19 protein-coding genes are annotated in these 16,429 nt (G+C 64.6%); 8 read left to right on the forward strand and 11 right to left on the reverse strand.

Translation table 11 applies throughout. The annotated features are described in order from the left end of the window. Positions 1-34 precede the first annotated feature (34 nt). Entirely contained in the window at positions 35-562 is a 528-nt protein-coding gene (locus tag ACN9M1_RS09520) for an FKBP-type peptidyl-prolyl cis-trans isomerase (RefSeq protein ID WP_252678826.1), read from the reverse strand. Positions 563-573: 11 nt separating this feature from the next. On the opposite strand from ACN9M1_RS09520, the gene ACN9M1_RS09525 reads away from it, so the two are divergent. Continuing rightward, entirely contained in the window at positions 574-1,815 is a 1,242-nt protein-coding gene (locus ACN9M1_RS09525) for a JmjC domain-containing protein (protein WP_426393855.1), read from the forward strand. A gap of 234 nt (positions 1,816-2,049) precedes the next feature. Next, positions 2,050-2,298, forward strand: coding sequence for a hypothetical protein (locus ACN9M1_RS09530; RefSeq protein ID WP_426393857.1), 249 nt, complete (start codon positions 2,050-2,052; stop codon positions 2,296-2,298). Between the two features lie 133 nt (positions 2,299-2,431). On the opposite strand, the gene ACN9M1_RS09535 is transcribed toward ACN9M1_RS09530, so the two are convergent. The 8 genes from ACN9M1_RS09535 to ACN9M1_RS09570 form a co-directional block, all read right to left on the reverse strand. Continuing rightward, entirely contained in the window at positions 2,432-3,217 is a 786-nt protein-coding gene (locus ACN9M1_RS09535) for an MBL fold metallo-hydrolase (RefSeq protein ID WP_426393858.1), read from the reverse strand. A 38-nt stretch (positions 3,218-3,255) separates the two neighbouring features. Further along, positions 3,256-4,464, reverse strand: a complete 1,209-nt coding sequence (bamC, locus tag ACN9M1_RS09540) for an outer membrane protein assembly factor BamC (protein ID WP_426393860.1) — start codon at positions 4,462-4,464, stop codon at positions 3,256-3,258. A gap of 61 nt (positions 4,465-4,525) precedes the next feature. Continuing rightward, entirely contained in the window at positions 4,526-5,410 is an 885-nt protein-coding gene (gene dapA / locus ACN9M1_RS09545) for a 4-hydroxy-tetrahydrodipicolinate synthase (protein WP_426393862.1), read from the reverse strand. Positions 5,411-5,528: 118 nt separating this feature from the next. After that, complete coding sequence (locus ACN9M1_RS09550) at positions 5,529-6,095, reverse strand: class I SAM-dependent methyltransferase (RefSeq protein ID WP_426393864.1); 567 nt, start codon at positions 6,093-6,095, stop codon at positions 5,529-5,531. Between the two features lie 10 nt (positions 6,096-6,105). Next, positions 6,106-7,308 carry a tryptophan--tRNA ligase gene (locus tag ACN9M1_RS09555; protein WP_426393866.1) on the reverse strand — a complete coding sequence of 401 codons (1,203 nt, stop codon included), beginning with the start codon at positions 7,306-7,308 and terminating at the stop codon, positions 6,106-6,108. 29 nt (positions 7,309-7,337) lie between these two features. Next, the gene (locus ACN9M1_RS09560; protein WP_426393868.1) at positions 7,338-8,003 is read right to left on the reverse strand and encodes a site-2 protease family protein; all 666 of its coding nucleotides are present in this window, start codon (positions 8,001-8,003) and stop codon (positions 7,338-7,340) included. A 54-nt stretch (positions 8,004-8,057) separates the two neighbouring features. Continuing rightward, positions 8,058-8,681: an L-threonylcarbamoyladenylate synthase gene (locus ACN9M1_RS09565; RefSeq protein WP_426393870.1), complete on the reverse strand. Its 624-nt coding sequence runs from the start codon at positions 8,679-8,681 to the stop codon at positions 8,058-8,060. Positions 8,682-8,718: 37 nt separating this feature from the next. Beyond that, entirely contained in the window at positions 8,719-9,579 is an 861-nt protein-coding gene (locus ACN9M1_RS09570; RefSeq protein WP_426393872.1) for a 3',5'-nucleoside bisphosphate phosphatase, read from the reverse strand. 154 nt (positions 9,580-9,733) lie between these two features. On the opposite strand from ACN9M1_RS09570, the gene ACN9M1_RS09575 reads away from it, so the two are divergent. From ACN9M1_RS09575 to ACN9M1_RS09590, 4 genes are read left to right on the forward strand one after another with little or no spacing between them, the layout of a single operon-like run. Beyond that, positions 9,734-10,813 carry an NAD(P)/FAD-dependent oxidoreductase gene (locus ACN9M1_RS09575; protein WP_426393874.1) on the forward strand — a complete coding sequence of 360 codons (1,080 nt, stop codon included), beginning with the start codon at positions 9,734-9,736 and terminating at the stop codon, positions 10,811-10,813. Then, a complete protein-coding gene (locus ACN9M1_RS09580; RefSeq protein ID WP_426393876.1) occupies positions 10,810-11,940 on the forward strand; it encodes a saccharopine dehydrogenase NADP-binding domain-containing protein in 1,131 nt (376 codons plus the stop codon). Before ACN9M1_RS09575 ends, ACN9M1_RS09580 begins: the two co-directional genes overlap by 4 nt. Then, the gene (locus tag ACN9M1_RS09585) at positions 11,937-12,479 is read left to right on the forward strand and encodes a DUF4166 domain-containing protein (RefSeq protein WP_426393878.1); all 543 of its coding nucleotides are present in this window, start codon (positions 11,937-11,939) and stop codon (positions 12,477-12,479) included. The genes ACN9M1_RS09580 and ACN9M1_RS09585 overlap by 4 nt, the downstream gene beginning before the upstream one ends. Continuing rightward, positions 12,476-12,865, forward strand: a complete 390-nt coding sequence (locus ACN9M1_RS09590) for a thiol-disulfide oxidoreductase DCC family protein (protein WP_426393880.1) — start codon at positions 12,476-12,478, stop codon at positions 12,863-12,865. The genes ACN9M1_RS09585 and ACN9M1_RS09590 overlap by 4 nt, the downstream gene beginning before the upstream one ends. Positions 12,866-12,874: 9 nt before the next feature. On the opposite strand, the gene ACN9M1_RS09595 is transcribed toward ACN9M1_RS09590, so the two are convergent. Both ACN9M1_RS09595 and ACN9M1_RS09600 read right to left on the reverse strand, forming a co-directional pair. After that, positions 12,875-13,792 carry an alpha/beta fold hydrolase gene (locus ACN9M1_RS09595; protein ID WP_426393882.1) on the reverse strand — a complete coding sequence of 306 codons (918 nt, stop codon included), beginning with the start codon at positions 13,790-13,792 and terminating at the stop codon, positions 12,875-12,877. Positions 13,793-13,875: 83 nt separating this feature from the next. Next, positions 13,876-14,745 carry a ferritin-like domain-containing protein gene (locus ACN9M1_RS09600; protein WP_426393884.1) on the reverse strand — a complete coding sequence of 290 codons (870 nt, stop codon included), beginning with the start codon at positions 14,743-14,745 and terminating at the stop codon, positions 13,876-13,878. A gap of 89 nt (positions 14,746-14,834) precedes the next feature. On the opposite strand from ACN9M1_RS09600, the gene ACN9M1_RS09605 reads away from it, so the two are divergent. Together ACN9M1_RS09605 and ACN9M1_RS09610 are read left to right on the forward strand one after the other, a co-directional pair. After that, complete coding sequence (locus ACN9M1_RS09605; protein ID WP_021194083.1) at positions 14,835-15,362, forward strand: gamma carbonic anhydrase family protein; 528 nt, start codon at positions 14,835-14,837, stop codon at positions 15,360-15,362. Next, positions 15,359-16,372 (forward strand): Hsp33 family molecular chaperone HslO, encoded by a 1,014-nt coding sequence (locus ACN9M1_RS09610; RefSeq protein WP_426393886.1) that lies wholly within the window; start codon positions 15,359-15,361, stop codon positions 16,370-16,372. The genes ACN9M1_RS09605 and ACN9M1_RS09610 overlap by 4 nt, the downstream gene beginning before the upstream one ends. Positions 16,373-16,429: the final 57 nt, after the last annotated feature.

Below are 16,429 nucleotides of genomic sequence, written 5' to 3' on the forward strand. Positions count from 1 at the left end.
CCGAAGCTCCCGTTTTCATATGCGCGCCAGACGATCAATGCAGCGTGTGCGGCTTGTCGTCGTCTTCGTCCTCATCCACCACTTCGAGGCCGTTTTCACCGTGCACGTGGCCGTGCTCGATCTCTTCAGCCGTGGCTTCGCGCACGTCCGTCACTTTCAGCTCAAAGCGCAGCGCCATGCCGGCCAGCGGATGATTGCCGTCCAGCACCACCTTGTCTTCCGCCACATCCGTGACGGTGTAGACGATGGCATCTTCCTCGTCGCCATCTTCAGGCACGCCTTCGAACTGCATGCCGACTTCGAGCGGCTCGGGGAAGCGGTCCCGCGGCTCGATCTTGATCAGTTCCTGATCGTAATCACCGAAAGCATCGTCCGGCTCAAGCTGGAGCTTCGTCTCGAAGCCTTGCTCATGGCCGTCCAGCGCTTCCTCGATCTTGGGGAACGTGCCATCATAGCCGCCGTGCAAATACACCATCGGCTCATCGGATTCCTCGATGACGTTGCCCTGCGCGTCGGACAGTTTGTAAGCCACCGACACCACCGTATTCTTCGCGATTTTCAATTGCGCACTCCATGAACGAAGTCTCATTATACGCTGCCAATGGCGGCGTCCAAGGCAGTGTCCAAACTGCGCTACCAGTGAGTCAGCCCGCACAGTTGCTGGGCGGCTTGTCGCCACGCGAATTCATGCGCACGCACTGGCAGAAAAAGCCTCTGCTGATCCGGCAAGCACTCTCGCCTGAAGAGATGCGTTCGCTGCACTTTCCGCTGTCTCCCGAGCGCGTGCTGGCGCTGGCCGAACGCCCCGATGTGGAATCGCGCCTGATCGCGCAATCGCGTGGGCGGTGGTCATTCAATCACGGCCCCTTCGACGAGCGCCCCCTGCCCTCGCGCAAGACACGCAACTGGTCGGTGCTCGTGCAGGGCGCGAATCTTGTGGAACCCGCCGTCGAAGCGCTCATGCACCGCTTTCGCTTCATCCCAGACGCACGACTCGACGATGTGATGATCAGCTTCGCCACTGACGGCGGTGGCGTCGGCCCGCACTTCGATTCGTACGACGTGTTCCTGCTGCAGGCCCATGGCAAACGTCGCTGGCGAATTTCCGCGCAAGACGACCTCACCCTGGTGCCGGATCTGCCGCTGAAGATTCTCGCCAACTTCCAGCCCGAAGAAGAATTCGTACTGGAACCCGGCGACATGCTGTATCTGCCCCCGCACTACGCGCACGACGGTGTGGCCGAGGGTGATTGCATGACGTACTCGATCGGATTCCGCTCACCGGCGTACCGCGAGCTCGCGGGCCACTTCCTCGGGTTCCTGTCGCAGACGCTGGAAGATGACCCCAACTTCGAGGGCCGCTACGCCGATCCGGATCAGAAACCCACGGAGCACCCCGGCGAACTGCCCGCCGCCATGGTCAAGGCTCTCGCGCAAAAGCTGAACGCGCTGCGCTGGACGCCAGAGCTGGTCGGCGAATTCCTCGGTGCTTATCTGTCCGAGCCCAAGGATCACGTGGACTTCGTGACGCAGCCGCGGCTGCCGCTGGCGCGATTCACTGCTCGTGCGCGCAAGGAAGGCATCGTGCTCGACGCCCGCACGCAAGCGCTGTATGACAATCAACGCTTCTGGATCAACGGCGACACGTTCGAGCCATCAGGAACATTGCTTGCGTGGCTTTGCGCGTTGGCGGACCAGCGGCGTGCGATTGCGGCATCGGTTGACGCGGCCGCCGACCTGCCTGATCTGATGGATACGCTGCACGCCTGGTATGAAGAAGGCTGGTTGCGGTTGGCAGGCCCAGCCCCGCGCTGAATCCCATTGAAACACATGGTTACAAAAGCGCAGAACTTGAGCGTGCGGCTGGCCCCACTCCGCTACACAGGGTAGTCAAACGCCGCTATAATCCAGCGTTAGCTTGCTGCCAAGGCGCCCCTGTGCGAGCTGGCGGCTGGCATAGAAGAAGTCGTACCAGAGCGATAATTACCGGTAATTATTCATCGCCCTTTCTGTTGTTCGCTTTCCATATTCAGTTTAAGGATCGAAAAAATGAAAAAGTCTCTCCTGATCGCCTCGCTGATGGCTGCTGTGGCTCTGGCTGCTTGCGGTAAGAAGGAAGAAGCCGCTGCTCCGGCTGCTGCTCCGGAAGCTTCGGCTCCGGCCGCTGCTGCTTCGGCTCCGGCTGCTGCCGCTTCGGACGCTGCTGCTCCGGCTGCCGCTGCTTCGGACGCTGCTGCTTCGGCTCCGGCTGCCGCTGCTTCGGACGCTGCTGCTTCGGCTCCGGCTGCTAAGCAATAATCGCGTTTCTCGCGAGACAAAAAAGCCGACCTTCGGGTCGGCTTTTTTCATGGGCGCGCGCCAGGCAACATCTCGATCGTCCGGTTGCCACTCCAAGTTGTTTCCGAATCTTACAAGACAAGCAAAGCGCCGCTTATACGGTGCGCCAGGGTAGCCCTTCTTCCTGATCCGCAATGGGTACATCGTGGGCATCAATGCCTAGCGCGACCGCAATGGCTTCCCCAGCTAGCAACGGCGTGTTGTTCTGCTTGGACAAGTGTGCGGCCACCACCGTATGCAAGGCGTCGTGTCGAACACGCGTGAGGATCGCGGTGGCAATGTCGTTGGCCAGGTGCCCGAAATCCCCGCCGATGCGCTGCTTCAATGACCACGGATACGGCGAATTGGCCAGCATCTCGCGGTCGTGATTGCACTCCAGCACGAGCGCGTGCAAACCCTCCAGATGCGCGCACAGATATTCCGTCGACATGCCCGCATCCGTCAGCACACCCAGGCGTCGCGCGCCGTCGCTGAAGACAAACTGGAGGGGTTCGCGCGCGTCGTGCGGCACGGTATAGGGCAAGATCTGCAGGTCACCAACACTAAACACGTCGTCGGCGCGGCAAAAGCGCACGGCAGCGCGATCCGCACCGCGCAATTTTTCAGTCGCGCGATAGGTGCCGTGGCTGGTCCAAACGGGGATGTTGAATTTGGCGGCAACGGCATAGGCGCTGCCGACATGATCGCCGTGCTCGTGCGTGACGAGAATGGCGCTGAGAGACTCCGCTGCACAGCCAAGACGTTCCAGCCGGCGCACGGTTTCGCGGATGCCGAATCCGCAATCGAGCAGGATGCGCGTGCACGTCGTTCCATCGGAGGACTCGACGAGCAGCGCATTCCCTTCACTGCCGCTGCCGAGGCTGGCGAATCGCAGGGTCATCGCTCAGCCCACACAGCAGCGGTACTGCATCACGCTGATCAGCGCAGTTGCTCGTCGAGCAGCGACAAAATGCGCTTGCCGATGTCGCCCGTCTGCGCGGAGCCGTCGTCGTTCTGCACGATAACAGTCGACGCATTGCCGGCGTCCTTGACCACCACGCGATAGCGCTTGGCACGCTTGAGGTCTTCGATCTTCGTACCCGAGAACAGGCGCGAGAAGAAACCCGGTGCGTTGGCTTCGGCCTTGGTGTCAGCGTAACGCACGAAGTACACGCCTTGCGCGCGATCGCGATCATCCACGGTGAAGTTCACGCGATCGAGGGCCAGACCCACGGTACGCCACGCGCGGTCGAAAGGCTCCGGCACGTTCAGCACCGGCTGACCATTTGCCTGCGCCAGCAGCGACGGCCCGGCAACGCGTGCGGCCTGGACTCCTTCCGTCGCCTTTCCGCCTTCTTCCACCGGGTGTGCTGCCTGCGTTTGCGCGAGCTTCTGCTGCGCGGCATCCTTGCTGGCGCCCAGACGCTGCATCAGGCGCGAGAGGAACTCGGCTTCGAGCTCAGGATCCGCCGGACGCGGCGTCCACACGGTCTGGTCCTTGGACGAACCGACCAGTTGCTCCTGTGCGCCACGGTGCGAGATATAGACCTCCACCGTACCGTTCGGGCCCTTCTCGATACGGGTGCGGAACTTGTCGCGCTCGCCCGTCGAATACAGGCCATCGAACACCTTGCCGATCGTGCGACGGAGGATGTCCTGCGGAATCTTGGCGCGGTTCTCAGCCCAGTCGGTCTCCATGATGCCGGTCTCGGGCGAGTCGATCACCAGCAGGAAACCAAGCTCCTGCCAGTACGTGCGCAGCTGCGGCCAGAGCGCATCCGGCGTGGTCTTGACGACCAGCCAGCGCTGATTGCCATCGCGCTCGATGCGCATGTCGGACACGGCGGGCAGCACGTTGTCCGCGCCCGAACCCGGCGTGGTGACCTTCGGCGCCGTCGACGTGTAGGCCGACAACGTGGTCGTGCCCGTGTCCGGCGCGGCATAACGGCGATCCGCCTGGATGCTGGTCAGGTCAGGTGGAACTTCCAGCGTCGGGCCCTTCTTGGCCTGCGATTTGTAATCGATGCGATCCGGCTGCATCACCTCATTGACGGTATCGCAACCGGAAATCAGGGCAACCGACAGCGCGGCCAGCAACAGATGAGCAGACGTCGCCACAGCCCCGCGACGGGTTTGGTGCAGTTTCATTGACTTGCGATCCTTCAAACGAGAACGATGGCTTGAGTAACCAAGGAAGAGCCGTTGAACATCAGGAGAGCAGCCCGGCATCCTTCAGGGATGCGCGCACGACCTCGTGATACTGGGGCGCCAGCGGGGTCAACGGCAGGCGGATGCCGCCTTCCATCTTGCCCATGGCCTGGAGGGCCCATTTGACGGGAATCGGGTTCGATTCCACGAACAGGTTCTTATGCACCGACAGCAGTTGCATATGGATGCGGCGGGCCATTTCCACGTCGCCGCGCATGGCAGCGGCACACAGTTCGTGCATGGCGCGCGGCGCCACGTTGGCCGTCACGGAGATATTGCCGTGACCACCCAGCAGCATCAGTGCGATGGCGGTCGGGTCGTCCCCGCTGTAGATCTTGAACGAGGCCGGTGCAGCCTTGATGAGCTGCGCGGCGCGGTCGATGTTGCCGGTGGCTTCCTTCACGCCGATGATGCCCGGCACGTCGGCCAGGCGCAGCATGGTTTCGACCGTCATATCGGCCACGGTGCGGCCCGGCACGTTGTACAGGATGACCGGCAGGTCCACCGATTCGGCGACCTTGCGGAAGTGCAGGTAGATGCCTTCCTGCGTCGGCTTGTTGTAGTACGGCACGACCTGCAGCGAGGCATCCGCACCGACTTGCTTGGCGTAGGCCGTCAGCTCGACCGCCTCGGTGGTGGAATTGCCGCCGGTGCCGGCGATGATCGGCACACGCTTGTTGGCCTGCTCGACCGCCACGCGGATCAGCTCACGGTGCTCTTCCACCGACACGGTCGGGGATTCACCGCTGGTGCCGACGATCACGATGCCGTCGGTGCCCTCGGCGATATGCCAATCGATCAGCTTGCGCAGCGACGGGAAATCAAGGCTGCCGTCCTCGTGCATGGGCGTGACGATGGCGACAAGACTGCCGGAAATCTGGGTCATGGTTTCGAAAGCAGACAAAAGCGTGAACGTAAACAGTCGGATTGTACCGGATCGTCAGAACGGATTCGCCACATCTGAACCCCGCCTCGAGACGGGTAAGCGGCCGTCCTCAGCAAGTTCAAAGTGCGTAGCGCGGCGCCTGTACCCCGGCCCGCTCGCGCACCGCGCAAATCCGTTGCACATAGGCGTTTCGGGGCGATGCCAGGAAGCCGTCTTCGTAGCCGATCACCCGCAATTGACCTCGCACGGCATCGAGCAGTTCACCCGGCGCCAGCAGGAATGCCGGGTTGGACGGTTTTCCGACGGTTTCGTTTCCAACGGCGAAGGTTTCGTAGATCAACCGTCCGCCCGGGGCAACGGCCGCCAGCAAGTGCGGCCAGAGCGGGCGGTGCAGGTAGTTCGTGACGACGACGGCATCAAACGTGGCGCCGGGCGACAACGGCCACGGACCGCCCTCGATGTCGGCGACGATGGTTTCGGCGACGCCGGAGAGACCCGCGAGCGCTGCCGCATCGCGGTCAATGCCGGTCACGCGCAGGCCGCGCGCCGCAAGCCAGCGCGCATGACGGCCGCTGCCGCACGCCACGTCCAGCACGGACGCGCTGGCCGGCAGTCCAGCCGCCCAGCGCGTCACCCACGGCGACGGCGCAGCGAGCGTGTGCGAATCCAATGCAGCGGCTGACATCGCCCGCGCGTCAGCTATAGGCCAGGCCCATCGCCTCGCGCACTTCGCGCATGGTCTCTTGCGTGACCTTGCGGGCGTTGTCGCAGCCGTCGGCGATGATGGCGCGCAGCAGGGACGGATCGTCCATGTACTTCTGGGCGCGCTCGAGCATGGGTTGCTGCTCGCGCAGGATGCCGTCGATCACGGGCTGCTTGCACTCCAGGCAGCCAATGCCGGCGCTGCGGCAGCCCTTTTGCACCCACTCCTTCGTATCCGCATCCGAGTAGACCTGATGCAGCTGCCACACCGGGCACTTGTCCGGATCACCCGGATCGGTGCGGCGCACGCGGGCCGGGTCGGTCGGCATGGTGCGAACCTTTTTCTCGACGGTTTCCTTGTCCTCGCGCATGCGGATCGTGTTGCCGTACGACTTGGACATCTTCTGGCCGTCGAGGCCGGGCATGCGCGACGCTTCGGTCAGCAGCACCTGCGGCTCGGGCAGGATGATCTTGCGGGCGCCTTCCAGATAGCCGAACAAGCGCTCACGATCGCCCATCGACAGGCTTTGCGATTCGGCCAGCAGTGCGCGGGCCTGCTCCAGGGCTTCGTCCTCGCCGCGCTCCTGATAGGCAGTGCGCAGTTCCAGATACAGCTTGGCGCGCTTGCCGCCGAGCTTCTTGGCCGCTTCCAGCGCCTTCTCTTCGAAACCGGGCTCGCGGCCGTACAGGTAGTTGAAGCGGCGGGCGACTTCGCGCGTCATTTCAACGTGCGGCACCTGGTCTTCGCCCACGGGCACGAAGCCGGCGCGATAGATCAGGATGTCGGCGGCCTGCAGCAGCGGGTAACCGAGGAAGCCGTAGGTGGAGAGGTCCTTCTCCTTGAGCTTCTCAATCTGGTCCTTGTAGGTCGGCACGCGTTCAAGCCAACCCAGCGGCGTACCCATCGAGAGCAGCAGGAACAGCTCGGCGTGCTCGGGCACGCGGCTCTGGATGAACAGCGTGGCTTGCGTCGGATCAACGCCGGCGGCAAGCCAGTCGATCAGCATTTCCCACACGGATTCCTCGATCACCTCGGGCGACTCGTAGTGCGTGGTCAGCGCATGCCAATCCGCGACGAAGAAATAGCACGGGTATTCGGCCTGCAGCCGGACCCAGTTTTTCAGAACGCCGTGGTAGTGCCCCAGGTGCAGGGCACCGGTCGGACGCATGCCGGAGAGAACGCGGTCAGGAAACATGTGGGAAATGGAGTTGAAGACTCAGGAATTCAGGAAAACAGCGCCTGCAGCGGACTCAAAATCCACTGCAGCATGTGAAACAGCAGCGCCATGATCGGGCGCATCCAGACGTTGGTGATGACGTTGGAAATGATCAGCGCCATCACGATAAAGAAGCCAAACGGTTCGATGCGCGACAACGCCAGCGCGGCGCGCGGCGGCAGAAGCGCGGCCAGCACGCGCCCGCCATCGAGCGGCGGCAGCGGGAACATGTTGAACGCGGCCATCACCATGTTCACCAGAATGCCGGCGCGCGCCATGCCAATCAGGAAGGGCTCATTCACGCCGCCCACAGCAAACAGCACCGCCAGCACACCCCAGAGGATCGCTTGGACAAAGTTGGTGGCCGGCCCGGCCAGCGCCACCCACATGCCATGCCAGCGCGGATCACGCAGACGGCCGAAGCGCACTGGCACCGGCTTCGCATAGCCGAAGACGAACGCGCCATTGGTCGCGAAATACAGCAGCAGCGGCATCGCGATCGTGCCGATCGGGTCAATGTGCCGCAGCGGATTGATGCTGATGCGGCCCATGACATAGGCCGTATCGTCGCCGAAATGCTTGGCGACATAGCCATGCGCCGCCTCGTGCAGCGTGATGGCAAACAGGACGGGAATCGCGTAAACCGCGATGTTTTGGATCAGGGTGGGGTCCATAGGCGGGCTATTGTAGCAAGCGCGCGCGGCCGCACGCCGGCCGCCAACGCATGCTTACAGGCCCACGCGGGCCGGATCGCCCCGGCCCCGGCGCACGAGTTCAGGCTCGCCGCCGGTCAGATCGATGACGGTGGTGGGTTCGGCCGGCGCCGGGCCGCCATCGATGACGAGTTCGAGCTGTTTTTCCAGCCGTTCGCGGATGGCCTCGGCCTCGTTGAGCGGCTCATCGTCACCGGGCAGTTGCAGCGTGGCGGAGAGCAGCGGCTCGCCCAGCTCGGCCATTAGCGCCAATGGAATCGGGTGTTCGGGTACGCGCAGGCCGATGGTCTTGCGCGACGGGTGCGAGAGCCGGCGCGGCACTTCCTTGGTCGCTTCCAGCAGGAACACGAACGGGCCCGGCGTGGCCGCCTTCAGCACGCGGTATTGCTTGTTGTCGACGCGCGCAAACGTGGCCAGCTCGGACAAATCCCGGCACATCAGCGTGAGGTGGTGTTTTTCGTCGATGCCGCGCACGCGGCGCAGGCGTTCGACGGCCGCTTTGTCGTCGAGGTGGCAGGCAAGCGCGTAGCAGGAATCTGTTGGGAGCGCGACCAAACCGCCGGCGCGGATGATGTCGGACGCCTGGCGAATCAGGCGTCCTTGCGGCGTGGTCGGGTGAATCTGGAAGAACTGGGACATGCGGGGCGCGGGTGGGTACGAGGTACGGTACGAAAACCTACGACATCCACCGGCTCCACACCGGCGTGAGGTTGTCAGGCAGCGGGGGCAACTCGCCCAGTTCGATGCGGCCTTCACCGGGACCATGGAAATCGGACCCGCGCGACGCCAACAGACCATAGCGGCGAGCCACATCTGCGTACAAAGCGTATTGATCGGGCGTGTGGCTGCCCGTCACCACTTCGACGCCCTCGCCGCCCAGGTCCTTGAATTCGTCGAACAGCGCGCTGTGCTCAACCAGCGAGAGCGTGTACCGCCCCGGATGCGCCATCACCGCGACACCGCCGGCGCCTTTGATCCAGCCGATTGCGTCAGCCAGGCGCGCCCAGCGGTGCGGCACGTAGCCGGGTCTGCCGTCACCGAGGTAGCGGTCGAACACCTCGGAGATATCGCTGCAATGGCCGTGCTCAACGAGGAAACGCGCGAAGTGCGTGCGCGAGACCATGTCGGGATTGCCGGCGTAGCGCAGCGCACCCTCGTACGCGCCTTCGATGCCGAGTTTGGCCAGCGCAGCGCCGATGTCCTCGGCACGGGCGCAGCGGCCGGAGCGGGTGCGTTCGAGCCCCTGCACCAGATCGGCGTTCTCCGGATCGATGCCCAGGCCAACGATGTGCAGCGTGCGCCCCGCCCAGGTGACGGAGATTTCCACGCCCGGCAGATAGGCCATGCCAAGCGACGTGGCGGCCTCGCGCGCGGCGGCTTGGCCACCCACTTCATCGTGATCGGTCAGCGCCCAGAGCGTCACACCGTGGGCGGCGGCACGCGCGGCCACCTCTTGGGGCGCAAGCATGCCGTCGGACACCGTGGAATGGCAGTGCAGATCGGCGTTTCGGGCGGAGGCGGTGGAGACATTTAGCATTCCGCCATTTTACTGCTGCGGCGCGTCACCGTGGGCACCCCCCCAACGACCGGACGGCCCCCGGGGGAAGACCCGACTGCCCGTGGCGGTGTTCGCGGCGCGCCGGTTGCTGCACGCTATAGTGCGCCCATTGTTTCGTTCCCGACGCTTTGCCATGACTTCCGTCGCTACCCTCCCCGCTGAATCCGCCCCGCCCATCGCGCAACGCATCGACGTACTTGTCGTGGGCGCCGGGCCGGTGGGGTTGTTTGCGGCGTTTCAGGCCGGCGTGCTGGGGCTGTCGTGCGTACTGGTCGATGCGTTGGACCGCCCCGGTGGCCAATGCACCGAGCTGTATCCAGAAAAACCGATCTACGACATCCCTGCGCTGGTGTCATGCACCGCGCAGGAACTCGTCGATCGATTGCTGGCGCAGTGCGCGCCGTTCAACTACCCGATCCTGTGCAACCGCCGCGCGGAAACCGTCGAAACGCTGGAGGCCGAGCACGGCCAACGCTTCCGCGTGACCACGAGCGCCGGTGACGTATTCGACTGCGCCGCCGTGCTCATCACCGCAGGCAACGGCGCCTTCACACCGCAGCGCGTGGCCCTGCCCGAAGCCGCCGCGCTGGAAGGCCGCCACCTTCACTACGCCGTGCGCGACACGGCCCGGTTTGCGGGCAAACGCGTCGTTATTGCCGGCGGCGGGGATTCTGCGCTCGACTGGGCGCTGGCATTGCGCAAGTTGGCTGCGCGCGTGACGCTGGTGCATCGGCGAGAGGGCTTTCGGGCGGCCGATGCGAGCATCGCCGAAATGCGCGCAGCCGTGGCCGCTGGCGAGATGGATTTCGTGCTCGGCATGCTTTCTCGTTTGGACAGCACGCCCGACGGCACACTCACCGGCGCGGCCATTCGCGGGCGCGACGGCGAAACTGTCCTGCCCTGCGATGAGCTGATCGCGCTATACGGCCTGGTGTCGGAACCGGGGCCGATCGCCAACTGGGGCGTGGAGATGCGCGCCGGCCGCATCACCGTGGAAACCACGGCGTATGAGACCTCACGCCCAGGCGTCTTTGCGGCGGGCGATATCGCGCTGTATCCGAACAAGCAGAAGCTGATTCTGTCGGGCTTTCATGAAGTGGCGATGGCGCTGCGCCGCGCTTACCGCTACGCGAATCCAGACAAGACGCTCGTGCATACGCATTCGAGCAACGATGCGGGGCTACAGACGAAGCTGCATGTGGCCGCGGAATGACCGCACCGCTGCGCGACATGCACGTCGTTGTCATCGGCGGCTATGGCTTTTTTGGGCGGAGGCTGGTCGAGCGGTTGTCTGCCCACGACTCGATGACCGTGACGATTGCCGGGCGATCGTTGCCACAGGCGCAAGCCTTGGTCGCCGCCTTGCAACCGAAGGCACGCGCCACCCTGCGCGCCGAGGCCATCGATATCCATGCCCCCAGTTTCGATCAGTCTCTGCGCATGCTTGCTCCGGACCTGCTGATCCATACCGGTGGACCGTTCCAAGGGCAGGACTACCACGTCGCGCGTTCGTGTATCGCTGCGGGCGTGCACTACATCGACTTGGCCGATGGGCGTGCCTTTGTGCAGGACATTGCCACGCTGGACGCGGCGGCCAAGCAAGCCGGTGTACTCGTCGTCAGCGGCGCGAGTTCGGTGCCGGCGCTGTCGGGTGCGGCCGTCGACCACCTGACGCGCGACATGGCCTCGGTGCAATCCATTGATATCGGCATCAGCCCGGGCAACCGCACGGAGCGTGGGCTGTCGACCATCCAGGCGATCCTGACGTACTGCGGCAAGCCGCTGCCATCTGCGGGAGCGGGCGAGCCGGTCTTCGGCTGGAGCGGAACATGGCGCCACACCTACCCTGCGCCCGTGGGTGAGCGGTTGATGTCGCCGTGCGACGTGCCGGATCTGGCGCTGTTTCCCCAATGCTATCCGGGAACACCGCACGTGCGCTTCGGCGCTGGGCTGGAACTGCGCTTCCTGCATCGCGGCATGAACGTGATGGCCGCACTGGCGCGGGCGGGGCTGGTCAACAACTGGGCACGCCACACGCGCTGGCTGAAGGCGGCGTCCGACTGGTTCCTGAACTGGGGCTCGGACGTGGGCGGTATGCACCTGCGCGTCGATGGGCTGCTGGCGGACGGCACATCGCGCGCACGCTTGTGGCACTTGATCGCCCTCCGCGGTGACGGCCCGTACGTGCCAACGCTGGCCGCTGCCGCACTGGTGCGCCGCTTTCGGGAAGGCACGTTGCCGCAACGCGGCGCCATGCCCTGCGTCGGCCTGCTGACCTTGGACGACTTTGCGCGCGAAACCGACGGTCTGGCAATCACGATGCAAGAAGCGCACGCATGACCGCCTCGCTCTACGAAACCATCCTCGGCGCGCAGTACGCTGAACTGGCACCGGCGGTGCAGGCGTTCCACCACATTGCAGGACGCGTCGTACTGGACGGCGAGGTCGAGACCGAACCGCCCGCCTCACGCGTGGCACGCTGGCTTGCGTGGTGCATCCGTACTCCACGTACATCAACACGCGGCCCGATCCGTTTCACGCTCGACGCCACGCCACTGCAGGAGACCTGGACGCGCCATTTCCCGCGCCAGACGATGCGTTCGACGTTGTCGCTACATCAGGGGCGCATCATGGAACGGCTCGGCGCCGTGCGTCTGTTCTTTGCGCTGGAAGCGGAGCGCGGCGTGCTGCAGATGCGCCTGGAGGGCTTGCGCTTCCTCGGCATCCCCTGCCCCGGATGGCTGCGGCCTGACGTATTGGCCGAAGAAAGCGGCAACGATGATCGCTTCCACTTCAACATACGCGCCAGCGTGCCGCTGCTGGGCGTCGTTGCCGCCTATCGCGGCTATCTAGACCTGACGACGCTGGAGCGCGAATGATCGTCGTCTACGACGCGCACTGCCTGCTGTGCAGCGGCTCCATCCAGTTTCTGTTACGACACGATCGGCAAGGCGTGCTGCGCTTCGCGTCCATGCAAGGTGAGACTGGACGCCGCCTTCTAACGCAGGCGGGCGTGAATCCGGATGACGTGAACACCGTGCTGTTCGTGCGAGGCGGCCATGCGTGGCGCGAGAGCGCTGCCGTGCTGCGCATCTTGCATACGCTCGGCTGGCCGTGGCGGCTGGCGTGGGTCGGTGGGTTGATCCCGGCGCCGCTGCGCGACGCGCTCTATCGCGGCGTCGCGCGCAATCGCTATCGATGGTTTGGCCGCTCGGAAACCTGCATCGTGCCGCCGCCGGACGCGGCACAGCGGTTTCTCAATTGAGCCCAGCGCTCAGCGCGGCAGGCAGAACTCTTCGATCAGCGCGGCCACCTGCTCGGGCTGATCGTGATGCAGCATGTGGCCGGCATCCGCAATCAGCACCTCACGAAAATCAGGAAATGCAGCGAAGCGCGCCTTGAACTCGGGCAGCGGCACATCGCCCGCAATCGCCTTCAACGTGGGCGAATCGACCGCCTCGACATGCAGCACCGGCGCGGTGACGCGACGCCAGATCTCCATCACCTCGTCCAGCCGATAGAGCTGCGGATTGATGATCTTGTGCGCCGGATCGCCGAGGATTTCCCAACGGCCTTCGGCGTTGCGGCTCGACCAATGCTGCGCCAGGAATGCTGCCTTGTCGGCAGGCAAGCGCGGATTGGTCTTCTGCAGGCGCGCGGCAACATCTTCGACAGAGGCGTAGGTGTTCATGCGCGGTTTGTCCTTCAGCTCATCCAGCCAGCGCGCATACCGGCGTGGCGCCTGCGATGCCTTGGACGCCGACATGCCGAAGCCCTCCAGATCGACCACGCGACGCACCCGTTCGGGCCGGATGCCCGCATACAGGCACACGACGTTCGCACCCAGGCTGTGGCCGACCAACGTGACCTGCCCGTCCGGCTGATAGTGATCAACGATGGCTTCGAGATCGGCCACGTAGTCGGCAAACCAGTAGCTTTCGACGCCCGGCGCATCCGTGGACCGGGCCGACTGGCCATAGCCGCGCCAGTCGGGCGCCACGATGTGCCAACGCTCACGCAGCGCATCGACCAGAAACTGAAACGATGCCGACACATCCATCCACCCGTGGAACAGGAACAGGATGGGCGCACCGGGCTCGCCCCATTCGCGGATGTGATAGCGCAGGCCGCGCACAGGCAGGTAGGTGGAGCGGGAAGCCTGGCGCGCGGCCGGCTGCGAGGTGGAGTCCATGGTTTCCGTCACCGAACAAATAGAAATCGAACGATCGTTCTTTTTCTGACGATTATAGCGGCGGACGGACAGCGCCGTGGCGCTTAGAACGAAGCTTCCAGCGCAGCGATCTCGTCGTCGTCAAAACCGGCCTGGCGGCGGGCGTCGAGATTGAACGGCCCGCGCAGCCGTGGCGCACCGTATTGCTCGGCTAACTGGCGATACGTTGGCACCGGATCCAGCCCCGCCCGATCGCACAGCCAGCGGTACCAGCGGTTGCCGACCGCCACGTGGCCAATCTCGTCGCGCAGGATGATGTCGAGGATGCCGGCAGCCGCCATATCGCCCGCCTGCGCCAGTTTGGCGCGAATCGGTGGCGAGGCATCAAGCCCGCGCGCCTCCAGCGTGCGCGGCACCAGGGCCATGCGTGCAAGCGGATCGGCCGCGGTCTTTTCGGTCATCTGCCAGAGGCCGTCGTGGGCCGGATGATCGCCGTAACGGCAATCGAGCGTGGCCAGATGCGCAGACAGCAACGAGAAATGCGTTGCCTCTTCGGCAGCCACGCGCATCCAGTCCTGATAGAAGGCGACCGGCATGCCAGCAAAACGCCACACCGCGTCGAGCGCAAGGTTGATGGCGTTGAATTCGATATGCGCCAGCGCATGCAGCAGCGCGGCGCGCCCACGCGGCGTATCGATCGCACGCCGACGCGGCACCTGGGACGGCGGCACGAGGACCGGCGCTTCTGGCCGGCCCGGGACGCCGCTCTCCGGTGCCGCGATCGCCTGTTCGATGCCCCAACTTGCGTCGTCAGCGTTTTGGGCGCGTTCGCCCAGGCGCAATGTGGCGTCGACCTTGGCGGCAGGATCGGTCAGGCACAAGGCGGCCAACGCGGCGTGGCGCAGGGAGTCGGGGGGCGGCTGGGGGAAAGGCTGTGAAGCGGTCATCGGCGTACAATTCTGGCTTTCCGCCATTTTAAATCGACGTGTCGGCCGCGCCCCGCCCGGCAGGCTTGAAGACGCGCGCAATTTCCCCATCTACATAGATTCTGGAGACCGATCGCATGGCCCTCTACCAACTCGGCGACGTTGCCCCGACCATCGACGAAAACGCCTATGTGGCACCCGAAGCGACCGTCATCGGCCGCGTGGAGCTCAAGGCACGCGCCAGCGTGTGGCCGGGCGCCGTCATTCGCGGGGACAACGAGCCGATTACGGTGGGTGAGGCCAGCAACGTGCAGGAAGGCTCGGTGCTGCACACCGACCCGGGCTGCCCGCTGAACATCGGCGACCGCGTGACCATCGGCCACCAGGCCATGCTGCACGGCTGCACCATCGGCGAAGGCTCGCTGATCGGCATCCAGGCGGTGGTGCTCAATCGCGCGGTAATCGGCAAGAACTGCCTGGTGGGTGCGGGGGCGATCGTCACCGAAGGCAAGGTCTTCGAAGACGGCACGCTGATCCTGGGCGCGCCCGCCAAGGCCGTGCGCAAACTGACGGAAGACGACATTGCCAAGATGCACCTGAATACCGAGACGTACGCGGTGCGCCAGGCGATGTACAAGCAGCAACTGAAACGGATTGATGGATGACTGACGAGCTGAAGAAATTTGTATTCGACGCCGCGCCCGTGCGCGGTGAACTGGTGCGCCTGGAAGGCACGTGGCAAGAGGTGCTGCGCCGTCGCCGCTACCCCGCCCCAGTCAGCACGCTGCTGGGCGAGATGATGGCTGCTGCCGCGTTGCTGTCGGCCAACCTGAAGTTCAATGGCGCGCTCGTCATGCAGTTGCACGGCGATGGCCCCGTGCGCATGCTGGTCGTGGAGTGCAACTCCGACCTGTCGATGCGCGCCACCGCCAAGATCGCCGAAGGCGCCGAGATTGCCGACGATGCCACGCTGGCTGAGATGGTCAACGTACACGGCCACGGCCGCTTTGCCATCACGCTCGATCCGCAAGACAAGCTGCCGGGTCAGCAGCCGTACCAAGGCATCGTGCCCCTCGCAGACGAAAACGGGCCGCTCGCCACCATCACCGAGGTGCTCGAGCACTACATGCAGAGCTCCGAACAGCTCGATACACGCCTGTGGTTGGCGGCGGACGGCAAAGCTGCCTCCGGCATGCTGCTGCAGCGCCTGCCCTCCTATGGTGGCGCGATGGAAGGCCGCACGGGTCACGCGCCTGCGCAAGTGGGCGAGACCGGTCAGCCGCTGCACAGGGACGTGCAGGAGCAGGACCTCGATACGTGGGAACGCGTCTGCCAGCTCGGCAAGACCCTGCGCCGCGATGAACTGCTCGAGCAGCCCATCGACACGCTCATCAAGCGCCTGTACTGGGAAGAAATGGAAGCCGCTGGCATCCGCATGTTCGAACCGCTGAACCCGCACTTCCGCTGCTCGTGCTCGCGCTTGCGCGTGGGCGCCATGCTGCGCACGCTCGGCCAAGCCGAGGTCGAGAGCATTCTGGAAGAGCGCGAGAAAGTGGAAATCGACTGCGAGTTCTGCGGCCAGCACTACAGCTTCGACGCGGTGGACTGTGCACAGCTCTTTGCGCAGGACACCGTCGCGCAGGGTATTCAGGGCGCATCGGAACAGCGCCATTGAACGCTGCGACATAGTATGAAGATGCATGGCGCGCGGCACTTCAGGGGGCCGCCCGCG

This window comes from Ralstonia sp. R-29, from assembly GCF_049913345.1.
GTDB lineage: Bacteria > Pseudomonadota > Gammaproteobacteria > Burkholderiales > Burkholderiaceae > Ralstonia.

Bases quoted from the DNA above. Each gene is read 5' to 3' on its own strand.
- ACN9M1_RS09605 (WP_021194083.1), top strand. From the start codon at position 14,835: ATGGCCCTCTACCAACTCGGCGACGTTGCCCCGACCATCGACGAAAAC.
- ACN9M1_RS09590 (WP_426393880.1), top strand. From the start codon at position 12,476: ATGATCGTCGTCTACGACGCGCACTGCCTGCTGTGCAGCGGCTCCATC.
- ACN9M1_RS09550 (WP_426393864.1), bottom strand. From the start codon at position 6,095: ATGTCAGCCGCTGCATTGGATTCGCACACGCTCGCTGCGCCGTCGCCG.
- ACN9M1_RS09600 (WP_426393884.1), bottom strand. From the start codon at position 14,745: ATGGCGGAAAGCCAGAATTGTACGCCGATGACCGCTTCACAGCCTTTC.
- ACN9M1_RS09555 (WP_426393866.1), bottom strand. From the start codon at position 7,308: ATGTTTCCTGACCGCGTTCTCTCCGGCATGCGTCCGACCGGTGCCCTG.
- dapA (WP_426393862.1), bottom strand. From the start codon at position 5,410: ATGACCCAGATTTCCGGCAGTCTTGTCGCCATCGTCACGCCCATGCAC.
- ACN9M1_RS09525 (WP_426393855.1), top strand. From the start codon at position 574: ATGAACGAAGTCTCATTATACGCTGCCAATGGCGGCGTCCAAGGCAGT.
- ACN9M1_RS09560 (WP_426393868.1), bottom strand. From the start codon at position 8,003: ATGGACCCCACCCTGATCCAAAACATCGCGGTTTACGCGATTCCCGTC.
- ACN9M1_RS09535 (WP_426393858.1), bottom strand. From the start codon at position 3,217: ATGACCCTGCGATTCGCCAGCCTCGGCAGCGGCAGTGAAGGGAATGCG.
- ACN9M1_RS09565 (WP_426393870.1), bottom strand. From the start codon at position 8,681: ATGTCCCAGTTCTTCCAGATTCACCCGACCACGCCGCAAGGACGCCTG.
- ACN9M1_RS09585 (WP_426393878.1), top strand. From the start codon at position 11,937: ATGACCGCCTCGCTCTACGAAACCATCCTCGGCGCGCAGTACGCTGAA.
- ACN9M1_RS09575 (WP_426393874.1), top strand. From the start codon at position 9,734: ATGACTTCCGTCGCTACCCTCCCCGCTGAATCCGCCCCGCCCATCGCG.
- ACN9M1_RS09595 (WP_426393882.1), bottom strand. From the start codon at position 13,792: ATGGACTCCACCTCGCAGCCGGCCGCGCGCCAGGCTTCCCGCTCCACC.
- bamC (WP_426393860.1), bottom strand. From the start codon at position 4,464: ATGAAACTGCACCAAACCCGTCGCGGGGCTGTGGCGACGTCTGCTCAT.
- ACN9M1_RS09580 (WP_426393876.1), top strand. From the start codon at position 10,810: ATGACCGCACCGCTGCGCGACATGCACGTCGTTGTCATCGGCGGCTAT.
- ACN9M1_RS09610 (WP_426393886.1), top strand. From the start codon at position 15,359: ATGACTGACGAGCTGAAGAAATTTGTATTCGACGCCGCGCCCGTGCGC.
- ACN9M1_RS09530 (WP_426393857.1), top strand. From the start codon at position 2,050: ATGAAAAAGTCTCTCCTGATCGCCTCGCTGATGGCTGCTGTGGCTCTG.
- ACN9M1_RS09570 (WP_426393872.1), bottom strand. From the start codon at position 9,579: ATGCTAAATGTCTCCACCGCCTCCGCCCGAAACGCCGATCTGCACTGC.